A 16129-nucleotide genomic window follows, 5' to 3' on the forward strand; every position below is an offset into this window, starting at 1 on the left:
GAGAGGTTTTTCTGTTTCCTGGCCCATCCGCAGCCGGGGGACGGGCGTGCGGGACCATGGGGGAACGGTGGAACCGGTCATTCCGGTAGACCGAGATCAACTCAGGAGCCTTCAGACCATGACCGCAAGAAGCGAGCCCGACGACTCGTTCCACGTCTTCGACACCACCCTGCGCGACGGCGCCCAGCGGGAGGGCATCAACCTCACCGTCGCCGACAAGCTGGCCATCGCACGGCATCTGGACGAGTTCGGCGTGGGTTTCATCGAGGGCGGTTGGCCCGGCGCGAACCCCCGGGACACCGAGTTCTTCGCCCGCGCCCAGCAGGAGATCGAGTTCCGGCACGCGACGCTGGTCGCCTTCGGCGCCACCCGCCGCGCCGGCACCACCGCCGAGCAGGACCCCCAGGTCAGGGCCCTGCTCGACTCCGGCGCACAGGTGATCACGCTGGTCGCCAAGTCCCACGACCGCCATGTCGAGCTCGCCCTGCGCACCACCCTCGACGAGAACCTGGCGATGGTCCGCGACACGGTGTCCTACCTCAAGGGACAGGGCCGCCGCGTGTTCGTCGACTGCGAGCACTTCTTCGACGGCTACCGCGCCAACCCCGAGTACGCGAAGGCGGTCGTGCGCACCGCCTCCGCGGCGGGCGCCGACGTCGTCGTCCTGTGCGACACCAACGGCGGCATGCTCCCGGCGCAGATCCAGGCCGTGGTCTCCACCGTCCTCGCCGACACCGGCGCCCGGCTCGGCATCCACGCCCAGGACGACACCGGCTGCGCGGTCGCCAACACCCTCGCCGCCGTCGACGCGGGCGCCACCCACGTGCAGTGCACCGCCAACGGCTACGGCGAGCGGGTCGGCAACGCCAACCTGTTCCCGGTCGTGGCGGCCCTGGAGCTGAAGTACGGCAAGAAGGTCCTCCCCGAGGGCCGGCTGCGCGAGATGACCCGCATCTCGCACGCCATCGCCGAGGTCGTCAACCTCACCCCGTCCACCCACCAGCCCTACGTCGGTGTCTCCGCCTTCGCCCACAAGGCCGGCCTGCACGCCTCCGCGATCAAGGTCGACCCGGACCTCTACCAGCACATCGACCCCGAACAGGTCGGCAACACCATGCGGATGCTGGTCTCCGACATGGCCGGCCGCGCCTCCATCGAGCTCAAGGGCAAGGAACTCGGAATCGACCTCGGGGGCGACCGGGAACTGGTCGGCCGGGTCGTGGAGCGGGTCAAGGAGCGCGAGCTCAAGGGCTACACGTACGAGGCCGCCGACGCCTCCTTCGAGCTGCTGCTGCGCGCGGAGGCCGAGGGCAGGCCGCTGAAGTACTTCGAGGTCGAGTCCTGGCGCGCGATCGTCGAGGACCGCCCCGACGGCAGCCACGCCAACGAGGCCACCGTGAAGCTGTGGGCCAAGAGCGAGCGCATCGTCGCCACCGCCGAGGGCAACGGCCCGGTCAACGCCCTGGACCGGGCCCTGCGCGTCGCCCTGGAGAAGATCTACCCCCAGCTGGCCAAGCTCGAGCTGGTCGACTACAAGGTCCGCATCCTCGAGGGCAAGCACGGCACGCATTCGACGACCCGGGTGCTGATCTCCACGTCCGACGGAGCGGGGGAGTGGTCGACGGTGGGCGTCGCGGACAACGTCATCGCCGCGTCCTGGCAGGCGCTGGAGGACGCGTACGCGTACGGACTGCTGCGGGCCGGCGTGGAGCCGGCGGCCTAGTACGCGCTCAACCGGGCCCCGGCAGGGGCGTACCAAAAAACCTCTGCCGGCCCGGATGTCCTTTTTCGCCCTCATTCGGGTAACTTCTTGTATATGAAGGTCGCGCTGGCGCGTACTTTCGTACGCCTGCTGATCGTGCCGGTGGCCGCCGCTCTGGCGGTCCTGTTGGCCGGTGCCCCGGGGGCGCAGGCCGCCACGGATCTCTCGGTCGTCGCCGAGAAGCTCCGCGAGAGCCCCGTCTACGTCGATCCCGAGGCCGAGGACATCCTCGCGCCGTCCGACGCCGAGGCGCTCGCGGACAAGATCGAGGACGCGGACAAACCGATCTTCATCGCCGTCCTCCCCGGTGACTACCCGACGCAGGACCTCTTCCGGAACCTGCGCACCGAGACCGGCGTCACCGGTCTGTACGGCATCCGGCTCGGCGACCGGTTCGACGCCCGGGCCGACAGCAGCGTGTTGAGCCCGCAGGGCGTGCGGAACCTCGTCGCCTCCGTGCAGGGCGCCGGCGACGCCAAGGCCCAGCTGAACGACTTCGTCGACAACGCGCTGCGCAACACCGGCGGCGGCGCCCCGAGCTCCTGGAACGACGGGTCCGCCGAGGTGCCCGTCGGCGGGCTGATCACCATCGGCGCGCTGGTGGCGGCCGGGGGCGCGGGCGTGTACGCCGTCTCCCGCCGCAACCGGCGCCGCCACGAGGAGGAACAGCAGGCCGCGCTGGAGAAGCTGCGGGTGGTGGTCGACGAGGACATCACCGCGTTCGGCGAGGAACTGGACCGCCTCGACTTCCACCCGGGCGAAGCCGGCGCGGACGACGCCATGCGCGCGGACTACGAGCACGCGCTGGACGCCTACGAGCAGGCCAAGTCGTACATGGCCGCCGCCCGGAAACCGGAGGACGTGCGGGCCGTCACCCAGGCGGTGGAGGACGGCCGCTTCGCCCTCGCCCGGCTCGAGGCCCGCCGGGAGGGGCGGCCGCTGCCGGAGCGCCGCCCGCCCTGCTTCTTCGACCCACGGCACGGCCCCTCGGTCGCCGACGCCACCTGGCGGCCCCCGGGCGGCGCCGAGCGCGAGGTCCCGGTGTGCGCGGCCGACCGGGACCGCCTGGCCGCCGGTGCCGACCCGGCCGTGCGTGAGGTCGACACCGAGTACGGACGCCGGCCGTACTGGGAGGCCGGTCCCGCCTACGGCCCCTGGGCCGGCGGCTACTTCGGCGGCGGTCTCCTGCCCGGCCTGCTCGTCGGCACGATGCTCGGCGGCATGATGGCCGGCCCCGGCTACGCGGCCGACTACGGCGCCGGCTACGGCGACTTCGGCGGCGGCGACGTCTCCGGCGCCGACTTCGACGCCGGTGACTTCGGCGGCGGCTTCGGCGGAGGAGACTTCGGCGGCGGTGGCGGTTTCGGCGGAGGGGACTTCGGCGGAGGCTTCTGAACGGCCTGCCTCCGCGACGACGACCGGGCCGGAGCGCCGGAGCGGCGGTCAGGCCTTGCGGATCGCCGAGATGTCGAAGTTCAGCTTGATCTTGTCTGAGACCAGGACGCCGCCCGTCTCCAGCGCCGCGTTCCAGGTCAGGCCCCACTCGGAGCGCAGGATCTCCGCCTTGCCCTCGAAGCCGACGCGCTGGTTGCCGAAGGGGTCGGTCGCGGCACCGTTGAATTCGAGGTCGATGGTGAGCGGCTTGGTGGTGCCAAGGATCGTCAGGTCACCGGTGATGCGGTAGTCGTCGCCGCCGAGGGCCTCCGCCTTGGTGGTGCGGAAGGTCATCGTCGGGAACTCGTCCGTCTTGAAGAAGTCCGCGCTCTTCAGGTGGCCGTCGCGGTCGGCGTTGCCCGTCTCGATGCTGTCCATCACCACGTCGATCGTGGCCGTGGACTTGGCCGGGTCGGAGCCGTCCAGCTCCAGCGTGCCGGTGAAGTCCTGGAAGCTGCCCTTGACATTGGTGACCATCGCGTGACGGGCGACGAAGCCGATCGTGGTGTGCGCGGGGTCGATCGTGTACTCGCCGGTCAGCGCCGCGAGGTCCGGGTTCACGCCGGTGGTGGTCGCGGTGGCGGTCTCGTCGTTCTTGCTGCCGAAGATGCCCATGGTGTTCCTCCCGAGGAAATCACGTTGAATGTTCAACTATCCCGACACGACCCACCGTAGACCCACTTCCTTCAATGTTCAACATCATCCGGAAGAGTGTCGCGATCGGGCCGCAGGAACGCGTGGAACTCGCCGGTGGTGGGGCCTGCCCGGGCTACTCCGTCGCCCGGCGGGCCGGCGCGCCCTGCGTGCCGCCCCGCGTGTGGACGTACAGCTTGCGGCGGTCGCCCACGTCGAGGCGCTCCGGCAGCGGCAGTTCGTACCGGACCGGCCGCGCGTGGTCGGCGAGCTGCCGGCGCGGGTTGTAGACCTGGTTGAACTTCCACAGCATGCGGGCGAAGTTCGTCTGTCCGTGCGCGAGGTTGCGGACGAGCACGCGGCCCGCGCCGAACGCCGTGCGCACCCCCAGATGCTTGCGGTTGATCACCGCCTGGGTGCGCACCAGCTCCTCGTAGAACCGCTCCAGCGGCAGCGTCGTCGGCACCACCGCGTGCTGGATGTCGAAGAGGCGGTAGTCACGGGTCGTGAGCCGGCGGGACTCGGTGTGCCAGATCTCCGTGCCCGGGTACGGCGTCATCACGGTGAAGTGCACGATCTCAGGGACGGCCAGCGCGAACTCCCGCACCACCCGGAAGCGATCCTCGTCCCAGGCGGGATCCACGATCAGGTTGATCGCGACCTTGATGCCGAGCCGGCGGGCCGTCTCCAGAGCCTTCATGTTCTCGTCGGGGCTGACGCGCTTGCGGTACAGGTCGAGCCCCTCGGCGTCGATCGCCTCCATGCCGAGGAACATGTAGCGCAGCCCCAGCCGCGCCCACCGCTCGAACACCTCCGGGTGGCGCAGCAGGACGTCGGAGCGGGTCTCCAGGTAGTACTGCTTGCGGATGCCCCGCCGCTCCACCTCGGCGGCGATGGCGTTGCCGTGCTCGGGCCGGATGAAGGCCACGTCGTCCACGATGAACACGTTGGGCTCGCGGATCATCGCCAGGTCCTCCGCCGCCGCCTCGGGGGAGGCCTTGCGGTAGCTGCGGCCGTAGAACGTCCACGCCGAGCAGAACGAGCAGTCCCAGGGACAGCCCCGGGTGAACTCGATCGAGGCGCAAGGATCCAGCTCGCCGATGAAGTAGCGGCGCCGGTTGCGCATCAGGTCACGGGCGGGGAGCGGTGCGTCGATGCTGTGCAGCATCAGCGGCCCGGGACCGCGCCCCGACGCCGTGACGATGCCCGGGACGCCGTCCACGCCGCCGTCGCGCACCGCCTCGAGCAACGGCCCGACCAGCGGTTCCCCCTCACCGCGGAGCACGGCGTCGACCACGCCCCCCGCCTGCGCGACGACCTCCTCGGCGACGAAGGAGACGCTGTGCCCGCCGAGGAAGACGAAGCAGCCCGGCACCTCCTGCTTCACCCGTGCGGCCAGCGTGATCGCCTCGGGGATGTTCGCCAGATAGTTCAGGGAGATGCCGAGGGCGTCCGGCCGGAAGGACCGCACCTCGTCACGCAGCCGGTTGACACCGCGTACCTGCAGGTCGACCACCCGGACCTCGTGACCGGCCTCCCGGGCGGCACCGGCCACCCGCTCCAGGCCCAGGGGTTCGAGCCGGAGGAAGATCTCGGAGTACATCAGGGCGCTGGGATGGACGAGCAGCAGACGCATGGGGGACCTCGTCACGGAGGGGGCAGGTCGGACGGGACACGCAAGGTCTCCTCTTCGTATCCCGGCGGGCCCGGCCCCGTGCGCCCCATTCGCCCGCCTGGGTGTATCCGGCGGCACGCAGGAGTGGTCCTGCGGCGCGGAGCACCGGCCCCGGGGAGAGCCGGGCCCCGCCCGCGGACCGGGTTCGGCACGCGCCGGACCGGGCCTCCCGCACTGGCGGGGTGCGGCGGACCGGGGGTGTCCTGGATGACGAGGACCCGCAGCGACAGCGCATGGGAGACCGTCTCGTGACCACCACCGGCTCTGGCTCCACCTACGACCCCCCGGCGGGCCCCGCGCGCGGTGCCGCCGCTTCCGCGCGGCACGGGCCGCCGCGCACGGACCGGCGCGTCGCCCTCGTCACCGGCGCGTCCTCGGGCATCGGCGCGGCCACCGCGCGGCGGTTCGCCGCCGGGGGCTGGCATCTGCTGCTGAGCGGGCGGGACCGGCGCCGGCTGGAGAGGACGGCGTCCGGCACCTCGGCGGTCGTCCTCCCCGCCGACCTCGCCGCCCCGGACGGGGCGAGACTGCTGGCCGAGGCCGCGCTGCGGGCGGCCGGCCGGATCGACGTGCTGGTGGCCGGGGCGGGCATCGGCTGGGCGGGGCCGTTCGTGACCATGCCGCACACCGACATCGACCGGGTGCTGTTCCTGGACCTGACGGCCACGCTGCACCTGGTACGGCAGGTGCTGCCCGCCATGGTGGCGGCCGGCCGGGGCCGGGTGGTGCTCATCGGCTCGGTGGCCGGATCCGTGGGCGTGCGGGAGGAGGCGGTGTACTCCGCCGCCAAGGCGGGACTCGCCGCGTTCGCCGAGGCGCTGCGGCAGGAACTGCGGGGGACGGGCGTGGGCGTGACCCTCGTCGTGCCCGGCCCCGTCCAGACGGCCTTCTTCGCCCGCCGCGGCAGGCCGTACGACCGCGCGTACCCCCGTCCCGCCTCGCCCGGCCGAGTCGCGGCCGCCGTCTGGGACGCCGTCTCCCGGTCCCGGGACGACACCTACATCCCCACCTGGCTCACCCTCCCCGCCCGAGTACGCGCCCTCACCCCATCCCTCTACCGCAAACTCCTCAACCGCTTCGGCTGACCCCCGCGCACCGCGACCGCGCCTGTACGACTCGAGCCTGGACCGGGGTCCTGAGGGGGCGGTGTTCCGGTATGTGCCGGGAGGGGTCGGCGGGGTAGGGCGTTCGCGGTGTCCGTTGAGTGGACGTCGTGCTGCTTCGCCGTCACGGTCGTACCGCTACCCTCTGCGGGAGCGGGGCGACTCGAACGGGTGAACCGATGGGCATCGTTTGGGATCAGCCGGTGCGGAGGGTGCTGAACGCCCCGGGCTCCGTGGGATTCTGGGCACCCCGGGCCGCGGCTGAGGCTGTGCGTCACTCCTGGGGAGGCATGCGCCGCGCATGAGTGTGAGGTGGCTCTCAGAGGGCGTCTTTGTGCGACCCCTACAAGCAGGAAGCCCTCTGAGCAGTCGGAACGCCTGCATGTCCCCGTGGTTCTGTTCAGTGGCACCAGGAAAACACCCCGGAGACTGTGAGGAGTCGACGGCTCGCATTCCGCGGTGTGCTTCGTAAGGTCACTACATGACCGTTTTGGATGAGGCGCCGGGTGAGCCGACCGACGCGCGCGGACGCGTGGCCGAACTGCACGAGATCCGTGCCCGGGCACTGGCCGGCCCGAGCGAGAAGGCGACCCAGGCGCAGCACGCCAAGGGCAAGCTGACCGCGCGGGAGCGCATCGAACTGCTGTTGGACGCCGGTTCCTTCCGTGAGGTCGAGCAGCTGCGCCGACACCGGGCCACCGGCTTCGGTCTGGAGGAGAAGAAGCCCCACACCGACGGTGTCATCACCGGCTGGGGCACGGTCGAGGGCCGTACCGTGTTCGTCTACGCCCACGACTTCAGGATCTTCGGCGGTGCGCTGGGCGAGGCCCACGCCACGAAGATCCACAAGATCATGGACATGGCCATCGCGGCCGGTGCGCCGCTGGTGTCGCTGAACGACGGCGCCGGCGCCCGTATCCAGGAAGGCGTCTCGGCGCTCGCCGGTTACGGCGGCATCTTCCAGCGCAACACCAAGGCCTCCGGTGTCATCCCGCAGATCAGCGTGATGCTCGGCCCGTGCGCGGGCGGCGCGGCCTACAGCCCCGCCCTCACCGACTTCGTCTTCATGGTGCGCGACACCTCGCAGATGTTCATCACCGGCCCGGACGTGGTCAAGGCGGTGACAGGTGAGGAGATCACGCAGAACGGTCTGGGCGGCGCGGACGTGCACGCCGAGACCTCCGGTGTGTGTCACTTCGCCTACGACGACGAGGAGACCTGCATCCACGAGGTGCGCTACCTCCTCTCCCTCCTCCCGCAGAACAACCGTGAGAACCCCCCGCGGGTGGAGAGCTCCGACACCGCCGAGCGCCGCTCCGAGGTCCTGCTGGACCTGGTGCCGGCCGACGGCAACCGGCCCTACGACATGGCCAAGGTGATCGAGGAGATCGTCGACGACGGCGAGTACCTGGAGGTCCACGAGCGCTGGGCGCGCAACATCATCTGCGCGCTGGCCCGGATGGACGGCCAGGTCGTGGGCATCGTCGCCAACCAGCCGCAGTCGCTGGCGGGCGTGCTGGACATCGAGGCGTCCGAGAAGGCCGCCCGCTTCGTGCAGATGTGCGACGCCTTCAACATCCCGATCCTCACCTTCCTTGACGTCCCCGGCTTCCTCCCGGGCGTCGACCAGGAACACGGCGGCATCATCCGGCACGGCGCGAAGCTGCTGTACGCGTACTGCAACGCCACCGTGCCGCGGATCTCGCTGATCCTGCGCAAGGCGTACGGCGGCGCCTACATCGTCATGGACTCCCAGTCCATCGGCGCCGACCTCACCTACGCCTGGCCCACCAACGAGATCGCCGTGATGGGCGCGGAGGGCGCGGCCAACGTCATCTTCCGCCGGCAGATCGCCGAGGCCGAGGATCCCGACGCCATGCGCGCCCGCATGGTCAAGGAGTACAAGTCCGAGCTGATGCACCCCTACTACGCCGCCGAACGCGGACTGGTGGACGACGTCATCGACCCCGCCGAGACCCGTGAGGTGCTGATCCGTTCGCTGGCGATGCTGCAGACCAAGCACGCCGACCTGCCGTCCCGTAAGCACGGCAATCCGCCGCAGTAAGGGAGACGCACGCCCATGAGTACACCTGACATCCGTGTCGAGAAGGGCCATGCCGGGCCCGAGGAAGTCGCAGCGATTACGGCGATCCTGCTTGCCCGCGCTGCGGCGCCGGCGCCGGGTGCTGCGCCGGGCCACCGGGGGAGGGCCCGGGCCGGGTGGCGGCGCCTGGAGCGCGAGAACGGCTTCCGCGCGCCCCACAGCTGGCGCTGACCGCACGGCCAACAAGTCAGGGCCCCCTCCGGATGGGAGGGGGCCCTGACTTGTTGCCGAGGGGGCCTTTGCGGCGGACTTGTTGCCGAGGGGGCCTTTGTGGCGCCGGGGCGCTCAACACACCCAGGGGCGCGGGGAACTGCGCGACCAGCCACGTACCTGCCCGCACCCGGCGCTGAACAGGCACCCCGCAGACGCGTGGCCGGGGGTGCCTGCGCAACTCGGCGCTACGAGGTTCCTCCCTCAGAGGGGGTACCCCCAGCGCCCACCCGTGCCGCCTGGGGGTACCTCCCAGGCCCTTAAGGCACTGGGGGAGGCACGACTGCCCGCAGGCTGCGGCGGGAAGGCGGCAGGCTGCGGGCAGTCGGCGGAGGCGGCGGGTGGCGGCGGAGCCGTTAGCGGAGGCGGGCCATCAGGGCGTGTTCCACTAGCGTGATCAGCGCGCTCTTCGCGTCGGCCCGATGCCGCGCGTCCGTTGTGATGATCGGAGTGTCCGGACCGATCTGCAGAGCCTCCCGGACCTCGTCCGGGTTGTACGGCTGCTGACCGTCGAAGCCGTTCAGCGCGATCACGAACGGCAGCCCGCTGTTCTCGAAGTAGTCCACCGCGGGGAAGCAGTCGGCGAGCCTCCTCGTGTCCACGAGCACGATCGCGCCGATGGCGCCGCGCACCAGGTCGTCCCACATGAACCAGAAGCGGTCCTGACCGGGCGTACCGAACAGGTACAGGATCAGGTCCTGGTCCAGGGTGATACGGCCGAAGTCCATGGCCACCGTGGTGGTGGTCTTGTCCCCGGTGTGGGTGAGGTCGTCGATGCCTGCCGAAGCAGACGTCATGACGGCCTCCGTGCGCAGCGGGTTGATCTCCGAAACGGCCCCGACGAACGTGGTCTTGCCCACGCCGAAGCCACCCGCCACCACAATCTTCGCCGAGGTGGTGGAGCGGGAAGGACCGCCGCTAGAGCTTGCGAAGTCCACTGAGCACCCTTTCGAGCAGTGTCACGTCTGGCTGGCCGCCGGCGTTCTCGTCGCCGCCGGGCTGATGGATGGCGACCAGTCCCGCCTCCGCCAAGTCGGCGACGAGGATCCTGGCCACGCCGAGAGGGATGGTCAGCAGGGCCGAGACCTCGGCCACCGACTTGATTTCCCGGCAGAGGTTGCAGATCCGCTGATGCTCGGGCAGTTGGCCCTGCATCTGGTGCGGCTGCGCGGTGGTGTGCACCAGCGCCTCGATGGCGAGCTGGTACCGCGGCCTGGTGCGGCCGCCCGTCATCGCGTACGGGCGCACCAGGGGATTGTTCGACGCCCCGGCAGGCGACGCCTCGGGTGCTCGGCGCTGCGGCTGCACCGGCTGGATGCGCGGGGCGTGCGGCTGGTCGTACGGCGAGGGACCGGGGCCCTGCGGCGCGTACGGCTGCCGGTGGTTCGGGGCGGAGGGGTAGCCGTATCCGCTCTGGGCAGCGTCGTTCTGGCCCTGTGCAGGACCGTACGACCAGTTGCCCGACGACGAACCGCCTGGGGGTGTTGCCACTTTCTCCTCCTCCGACTGTGCCTGGCACCCATCAGTGTGGAGCCGCGTCCCGAAACCTTACGGCCCCGGGACGCCAAACCGCACCGTCTGTCCTTTAGTTGAGAAGGCTCCCTTGGAGCTCCGCTCGAAGGTCCGGCGTCAGGACCGTACCGGCACGGTCGACCAGAAGGGCCATCTCGTACCCAATGAGGCCGATGTCCGCCTCCGGATGTGCGAGTACCGCGAGCGACGAACCGTCGGAAATGGACATGATGAAGAGGAATCCCCGCTCCATCTCCACAACCGTCTGGTTCACGCTGCCGCCCTCGAAGATCCGGGAGGCGCCTGCCGTCAGAGACGTCAGACCGGAGGCGACGGCCGCGAGCTGGTCGGCGCGGTCACGGGGAAAGCCTTCGGACATCGCCAGAAGGAGTCCGTCGGCGGAGACCACCACCGTGTGGGACACCCCCGGGGTGTTGTCCACGAAGTTGGTGATCAACCAGTTCAGGTTCTGTGCCGCCTGGCTCATCGGGCTCACACTAACGCTCCTGGTTGTAGGTGCTGTCAGGACCGAAGCCCTGGCCGTTCGTTTCACTGCCCGCGCTGCGGCCCTTTTGGACGCCGCGACGCAGGTTGCTCAGCCTGCCCCGGACGTCTTCCGGGGCGCGGGAGACCTGGGGGCCTCCCTGGGGGGTGGTCTCGGCGGCTCCCTGGACCAGGTTGGCCTTGGGAACCCGCCGCGGCAGACCGGAGGAGGTCACTCCGCCCGCCTTGGGCTTACGGAGCGACGAGGCCTGCTGCCAGCGCTCGTCGTTCGCCGAACGCCAGCCGCTGTCGCCGTCGTTCTCCGGGGTGGAGGCCGGCGGCTCCTGGTTCACACGCCGTGCGCCGCTCGTGCCGTTGGCGCCGCTCGGGGTGGATCCGCGGCGCGGAAGCCCGGCGTCGGTCAGGCGGCCCTCGGAGGCAGCCGGTCCCGGACGGTCGAAGCCTACGCTGTCCTGCTCGCGTACGTCACCGGCCTGCGCGGTTTCCGCTCCGGGGGCCTGAGCAGGGTACTGGGCCGGGTAGCCGTTGCGGTAGTTGTCCTGCTGCGGCCAGTCGTCCTGCTGGCGCCGGTCGCCGAAGGCCGGGAAGGAGTCGGTGGCGGAGGCACCCGGGGCCGCGTGGCCGCGCCGGCCCGGCTCCCCGTAGGACGGGTCGGCGTAACCGCCGTCGGACGAGAAGGAGTCGTTCTGCGGCAGGTGACCGTTCTGCGCGTAGTAGCCGTCGCCGTACGCCGCCTGCTGCTGCTCGTCGTACGACGTCTGCTGCCCGTTGTCGTACGCCTGCTGGTCGTACCCGGCGTTCTGCTGCTCCTGGTACTGACCGTCGAAACCATGGCCCTCGGCGTAGCCGCCCTGACCGTTGACGTCGTAGCCCTGCCCGTTGTCGTACCCCTGGCCGTTGTCGTAGCCCTGCGGGGCGGCGAACTCGTCCGGGTAGCCGGGCGCCTCGGGGGTCTCCTGGGCGTTCGGGGCGGTCAACTCGGGCTGCGACTGGGCCTCCAGGGCCGCCCGGCGCTCCTCGCGCATCAGGGAACGGCCGACGGGGTCCAGCTCCCGGATGTCGTCGGGGACCTCCGAGTAGCGGCTGTCGTCGAAGCCCAGCTCCGCGGCGGTGCGCATCGGCTGGTGGTTGAAGTCCTCACCCCGGAAGTTCTGCTCCGGGATGATCTGCGAGACCGTGAACTCGTCGCGGTCGATCTGCTGCTCGCCGCCGCCACCGTGGGTGATCGCGTCGGGCAGCATGACCAGCGAGGTGGTGCCGGCCTGCTCGCCCGAGGGGCGCAGCTGGACCCGGATGCCGTGCCGGTCGGACAGCCGGCCGACCACGAACAGGCCCATGCGCTGCGAGATCGCGGCGTCCACGGTCGGCGGGTTGGCCAGCTTGTGGTTGATGTCCGCGAAGTCCTCGGCGGTGAGGCCGATGCCCTTGTCGTGGATCTCGATCATCACGCGGCCGTCGGGGAGACGGGTCGCGGTGACGCGGACCTTGGTCTGCGGGGAGGAGAACGTGGTGGCGTTCTCCAGGAGCTCGGCGAGCAGGTGCACGAGGTCGGTCACCGCGCGGCCGTGGATCTCGGCCTCGGGGACGCCGGACAGCTCGATGCGCTCGTACTGCTCCACCTCGGAGGAGGCGGCGCGCAGCACGTCGACCAGCGGCACCGGCTGGTCCCAGCGGCGGCCCGGCTCCTCGCCGGCGAGGACCAGGAGGTTCTCGCCGTTGCGGCGCATGCGGGTGGCCAGGTGGTCCAGGCGGAAGAGGTTCTCCAGCTGGTCCGGGTCGGCCTCGTTGTTCTCCAGGTCCGTGATCAGGGTCAGCTGGCCCTCGATCAGCGACTGGTTGCGGCGCGACAGGTTGGTGAAGATCGCGTTGATGTTGCCCCGCAGCAGGGCCTGTTCGGCGGCGAGCCGGACGGCCTCGCGGTGGACCTGGTCGAAGGCGCGGGCGACCTCGCCGATCTCGTCCGTGGAGGTGATCGGGATCGGCGCGACCTTGGTGTCGACCCGGCCCGGGTCGGTGCGGGAGAGCTGGTCGACCAGCATCGGCAGGCGCTGCTCGGCGATGCCGAAGGCGGCGTTGCGCAGCTGGCGCATCGAGCGGCTCATCTGGCGGGCCACCATGCCGGCCAGGATGAACGCGGCGAGCAGCGCGATGACCACGGCGGCACCGGTGATCAGCGCGTCGCGCTGGGCGTCGTCGGCGATCTGGGCGGCCTCGTTCACCGCGGTGTCGGACAGATCCGACTCGATCTCGCGGTAACCGTCGAACTTGAGGGTGTTCACGGCCCACCAGTTGGCGGGGCTGATGCCCTGCGCGGCGAGCTCGGCACGGGCGGACGGGTCCGTGGAGGGCAGGCCGCCGAGCTCGGCGATCATCGTCTCGGGCTTGGCGGGCGGCGGGACGTAGTCCGGGTCCCGCTGCTTGGCCTCCTTGGCCATGGCCGCGCCCTCGGCCTGGATCTTCTGCGCGGTCTGCTCCAGCTTGGCGGTGTCCGCATCGGTGCCACCGCCCTTGTACTCCTCGATGGCGATGCCCTCGAGGTAGGCGTACGACGTGAGGGCCACGCGCTGGCTGGCGAGCTGGCCGTCGGTCGGACCCGGCTTCACGAGAAGGTGCATGCCGATGGAGCGCTCGAGGGAGAGCGCCGCCTTGGTCAGCGAGATCGCGTAGACCGTACGTCCGTAGCTGGTGATGTTGCCGGTGCCGAGACCGAGTTCGTTGGCGAACTCCATCAGGGGGTGGGCGACGCGGACGTAGCCCTCCTCCGTCTGCACGCCCTTGAGCTTGGAGGTGTACGCGGCGGCACGCAGCCCGGTCAGCTGCGGCTCGGCCTCGCGGAACAGCTTCAGCCGGCGCTCCAGGCCGGGCTTGTCCGGCATGCTCTGCGTGGCCTCGTCGAAGGCGTCGGCCGCCTTGTCGGTCGCGGCCCGCGCCTTGGTGACGGCCGGGTCGCTCTGGCCCTTGCCCTGGAGCAGCGGCACCGCGGTGACGTCGCGCTCGTTGTAGAGGGCGTTCGCGTAGGTGAGGGAGGCCTGCACCAGACGCGCGGTGTTCTCCGCGTCCTCGGCCTCGTTCCAGGTGTCGATCGAGCTCTTCACCTGGAAGCCGCCCATGACCAGGCCGACCAGCACGGGTATGAGCAGGATCGCGTTCAGTCTGGTCGCCACCCGCCAGTTCCGCGGGGACATGCGGCCCCCGCTGGGCGCGGGCGCGGCCGTCGGTTCGGGACCGGGCACGGGGGCGGGCGCCGCTGTGCGCGGCGGCGGCGTGAAGTTGCCCCGGGCCGACGGCTCGGGACTGTTCGTGCTTCGCCTCACTCGACCAACAACCTTCCGGCGGTCGGCACCTTCGTCGTGCCGCGGTGTCTCAGGGCCCGGCATGCCATCGACTACTGAGTATGTCTTTGACCAATGGGCAGTTCAGGCATTCCAGCATGCCGACCAGCGCTCTTCCAAACATGGGAAGGCGAGGAATCCGAGTGATGTACGCCCCAGATAAAACGGTCATACAGAGCGAGCCCCGGCAAAAGGCGAGCTGTTCGTGCGCACAGCGGTACCGCGTGACCGCGTCGCGTGTCGACCTCACCCGATTCCTCTGCCGAAACGTTATGAACACCGGGGCCTGCCGTGTCAAAGGACACAGCCGGCACCGGTACATCTACGACAACCGCGGTATGTCGCTTGTGATTTGGCTCTACCTGAGGCGCGCCATAAGGGCGTGCTCGACCAGTGTGATCAGCGCGCTCTTCGCATCCGCGCGGTGCCGGGCGTCCGTGGTGATGATCGGGGCGTCGGGACCGATCTGCAGCGCCTCACGCACCTCCTCGGGGGTGTACGGCTGCTGGCCGTCGAAGCCGTTGAGGGCGACCACGAACGGCAGCCCGCTGTTCTCGAAGTAGTCCACCGCGGGGAAGCAGTCCGCCAGGCGGCGCGTGTCGCACAGCACGACCGCGCCGATGGCGCCACGCACCAGGTCGTCCCACATGAACCAGAAGCGGTCCTGACCGGGCGTACCGAACAGGTACAGGATCAGGTCCTGGTCCAGGGTGATACGGCCGAAGTCCATGGCCACCGTGGTGGTGGTCTTGTCCCCGGTGTGGGTGAGGTCGTCGATGCCCGCCGAAGCAGACGTCATGACGGCCTCCGTGCGCAGCGGGTTGATCTCCGAAACGGCCCCGACGAACGTGGTCTTGCCCACGCCGAAGCCACCCGCCACCACAATCTTCGCCGAGGTGGTGGCGCGGTTGTCGGAGACCGCCCCGCTGCTAGAGCTTGCGAAGTCCACTGAGCACCCTTTCGAGCAGTGTCACGTCCGGGGCGCCGGTCGTCTCGTCGCCACCCGGCTGGTGCACGGCGACGAGTCCCGCCTCCGCGAGGTCGGCCACCAGGATCCGGGCCACCCCCAGCGGCATGTTGAGCAGCGCCGAGACCTCGGCGACCGACTTCACCTCACGGCACAGATGGCAGATCCGCTGGTGCTCCGGAAGGAGTCCCATGAGCGCTGCCGGGTCGGCTGTCGTACTGATCAGTGCCTCGATGGCCAGCTGATAGCGCGGCCTGGTCCGGCCGCCGGTCATCGCATAGGGACGGACCAGCGGCTGGTCGCCCTCGTCCTCGTACGGCTCCGCGTACGGATCATGAGAGGCGGTGGGCGGGGTCATGGATCCTCCGGGCGGGACAGCAAGTTGGTCAGGCAAGCCGTCTGTCGGGGGCCGGTGGGGGGATTGTGGCGGCCGGACGGTGATTTGGTGAGACGGGTGGTGCCGGGGCCGATCAGTGGAGCAGACTTCCCTGTAGTTCGGCGCGCAGATCCGGGGTGAGGACCGCCCCCGCGCGGTCGACCAGGAGCGCCATTTCATAGCCGACGAGGCCGATGTCGCACTCGGGGTGCGCGAGAACGGCCAGCGAGGAGCCGTCGGAGACGGACATGAGGAAAAGAAATCCTCGTTCCATCTCGACGACGGTCTGGGCGACATCGCCGCCCTCGAAGATCCGGGAGGCGCCGGCCGTCAGGGAGGTCAGTCCCGAAGCGACGGCCGCGAGCTGGTCCGCGCGATCGCGCGGGAACCCCTCGGAAAGCGCCAGAAGGAGACCGTCGGCCGATACGACGACGGTGTGGGACACCCCAGGGGTGTTGTCCACGAAGTTGGTGATCAACCAGTTGAGATTCTGTGCCGCCTGGCTCATCGGGCTCAA

14 protein-coding genes are annotated in these 16129 nt (G+C 70.2%); 5 read left to right on the plus strand and 9 right to left on the minus strand.

The features are described 5' to 3' along the window. Positions 1–118 precede the first annotated feature (118 nt). Together cimA and AB0L56_RS12870 are read left to right on the plus strand one after the other, a co-directional pair. Positions 119–1723, plus strand: a complete 1605-nt coding sequence (gene cimA, locus AB0L56_RS12865) for a citramalate synthase (protein WP_361024767.1) — start codon at positions 119–121, stop codon at positions 1721–1723. A gap of 93 nt (positions 1724–1816) precedes the next feature. Continuing rightward, the gene (locus AB0L56_RS12870) at positions 1817–3157 is read left to right on the plus strand and encodes a hypothetical protein (protein ID WP_365422316.1); all 1341 of its coding nucleotides are present in this window, start codon (positions 1817–1819) and stop codon (positions 3155–3157) included. 48 nt (positions 3158–3205) lie between these two features. On the opposite strand, the gene AB0L56_RS12875 is transcribed toward AB0L56_RS12870, so the two are convergent. Together AB0L56_RS12875 and hpnR are read right to left on the minus strand one after the other, a co-directional pair. Next, the gene (locus AB0L56_RS12875) at positions 3206–3811 is read right to left on the minus strand and encodes a YceI family protein (RefSeq protein WP_365422319.1); all 606 of its coding nucleotides are present in this window, start codon (positions 3809–3811) and stop codon (positions 3206–3208) included. A 154-nt stretch (positions 3812–3965) separates the two neighbouring features. Then, positions 3966–5465: a hopanoid C-3 methylase HpnR gene (gene hpnR, locus AB0L56_RS12880; protein ID WP_365422322.1), complete on the minus strand. Its 1500-nt coding sequence runs from the start codon at positions 5463–5465 to the stop codon at positions 3966–3968. A gap of 287 nt (positions 5466–5752) precedes the next feature. On the opposite strand from hpnR, the gene AB0L56_RS12885 reads away from it, so the two are divergent. The 3 genes from AB0L56_RS12885 to AB0L56_RS12895 all read left to right on the plus strand — a co-directional run bounded on the left by AB0L56_RS12885 (position 5753) and on the right by AB0L56_RS12895 (position 8882). Next, a complete protein-coding gene (locus AB0L56_RS12885; RefSeq protein ID WP_361025023.1) occupies positions 5753–6589 on the plus strand; it encodes an SDR family NAD(P)-dependent oxidoreductase in 837 nt (278 codons plus the stop codon). 499 nt (positions 6590–7088) lie between these two features. After that, the gene (locus AB0L56_RS12890) at positions 7089–8672 is read left to right on the plus strand and encodes an acyl-CoA carboxylase subunit beta (protein ID WP_365422325.1); all 1584 of its coding nucleotides are present in this window, start codon (positions 7089–7091) and stop codon (positions 8670–8672) included. 15 nt (positions 8673–8687) lie between these two features. Next, positions 8688–8882 (plus strand): acyl-CoA carboxylase subunit epsilon, encoded by a 195-nt coding sequence (locus tag AB0L56_RS12895; protein WP_361024752.1) that lies wholly within the window; start codon positions 8688–8690, stop codon positions 8880–8882. Between the two features lie 395 nt (positions 8883–9277). Here the strand turns inward: AB0L56_RS12895 and AB0L56_RS12900 are convergent, their stop codons facing one another. The 7 genes from AB0L56_RS12900 to AB0L56_RS12930 form a co-directional block, all read right to left on the minus strand. Further along, complete coding sequence (locus AB0L56_RS12900) at positions 9278–9859, minus strand: ATP/GTP-binding protein (protein WP_009314218.1); 582 nt, start codon at positions 9857–9859, stop codon at positions 9278–9280. Further along, the gene (locus tag AB0L56_RS12905; protein WP_361024749.1) at positions 9840–10412 is read right to left on the minus strand and encodes a DUF742 domain-containing protein; all 573 of its coding nucleotides are present in this window, start codon (positions 10410–10412) and stop codon (positions 9840–9842) included. The genes AB0L56_RS12900 and AB0L56_RS12905 overlap by 20 nt, the downstream gene beginning before the upstream one ends. Before the next feature lie 94 nt (positions 10413–10506). Then, entirely contained in the window at positions 10507–10920 is a 414-nt protein-coding gene (locus AB0L56_RS12910; RefSeq protein ID WP_004983065.1) for a roadblock/LC7 domain-containing protein, read from the minus strand. Positions 10921–10930: 10 nt separating this feature from the next. After that, positions 10931–14251, minus strand: coding sequence for a nitrate- and nitrite sensing domain-containing protein (locus AB0L56_RS12915; RefSeq protein WP_365422330.1), 3321 nt, complete (start codon positions 14249–14251; stop codon positions 10931–10933). 376 nt (positions 14252–14627) lie between these two features. Continuing rightward, positions 14628–15218, minus strand: coding sequence for an ATP/GTP-binding protein (locus tag AB0L56_RS12920; RefSeq protein ID WP_361024742.1), 591 nt, complete (start codon positions 15216–15218; stop codon positions 14628–14630). Continuing rightward, positions 15199–15594: a DUF742 domain-containing protein gene (locus AB0L56_RS12925; protein ID WP_004924977.1), complete on the minus strand. Its 396-nt coding sequence runs from the start codon at positions 15592–15594 to the stop codon at positions 15199–15201. The genes AB0L56_RS12920 and AB0L56_RS12925 overlap by 20 nt, the downstream gene beginning before the upstream one ends. A gap of 112 nt (positions 15595–15706) precedes the next feature. Continuing rightward, positions 15707–16120, minus strand: a complete 414-nt coding sequence (locus tag AB0L56_RS12930; protein WP_030231800.1) for a roadblock/LC7 domain-containing protein — start codon at positions 16118–16120, stop codon at positions 15707–15709. Positions 16121–16129: the final 9 nt, after the last annotated feature.

The sequence above is a fragment of the Streptomyces sp. NPDC052079 genome (assembly GCF_040680275.1).
Taxonomy (GTDB): domain Bacteria; phylum Actinomycetota; class Actinomycetes; order Streptomycetales; family Streptomycetaceae; genus Streptomyces.

Coding starts and splice junctions, on each gene's coding strand:
- AB0L56_RS12910 (WP_004983065.1), bottom strand. CDS start 10,920: ATGAGCCAGGCGGCACAGAACCTGAACTGGTTGATCACCAACTTCGTG.
- AB0L56_RS12875 (WP_365422319.1), bottom strand. CDS start 3,811: ATGGGCATCTTCGGCAGCAAGAACGACGAGACCGCCACCGCGACCACC.
- AB0L56_RS12930 (WP_030231800.1), bottom strand. CDS start 16,120: ATGAGCCAGGCGGCACAGAATCTCAACTGGTTGATCACCAACTTCGTG.
- AB0L56_RS12870 (WP_365422316.1), top strand. CDS start 1,817: ATGAAGGTCGCGCTGGCGCGTACTTTCGTACGCCTGCTGATCGTGCCG.
- AB0L56_RS12890 (WP_365422325.1), top strand. CDS start 7,089: ATGACCGTTTTGGATGAGGCGCCGGGTGAGCCGACCGACGCGCGCGGA.
- AB0L56_RS12925 (WP_004924977.1), bottom strand. CDS start 15,594: ATGACCCCGCCCACCGCCTCTCATGATCCGTACGCGGAGCCGTACGAG.
- AB0L56_RS12895 (WP_361024752.1), top strand. CDS start 8,688: ATGAGTACACCTGACATCCGTGTCGAGAAGGGCCATGCCGGGCCCGAG.
- hpnR (WP_365422322.1), bottom strand. CDS start 5,465: ATGCGTCTGCTGCTCGTCCATCCCAGCGCCCTGATGTACTCCGAGATC.
- cimA (WP_361024767.1), top strand. CDS start 119: ATGACCGCAAGAAGCGAGCCCGACGACTCGTTCCACGTCTTCGACACC.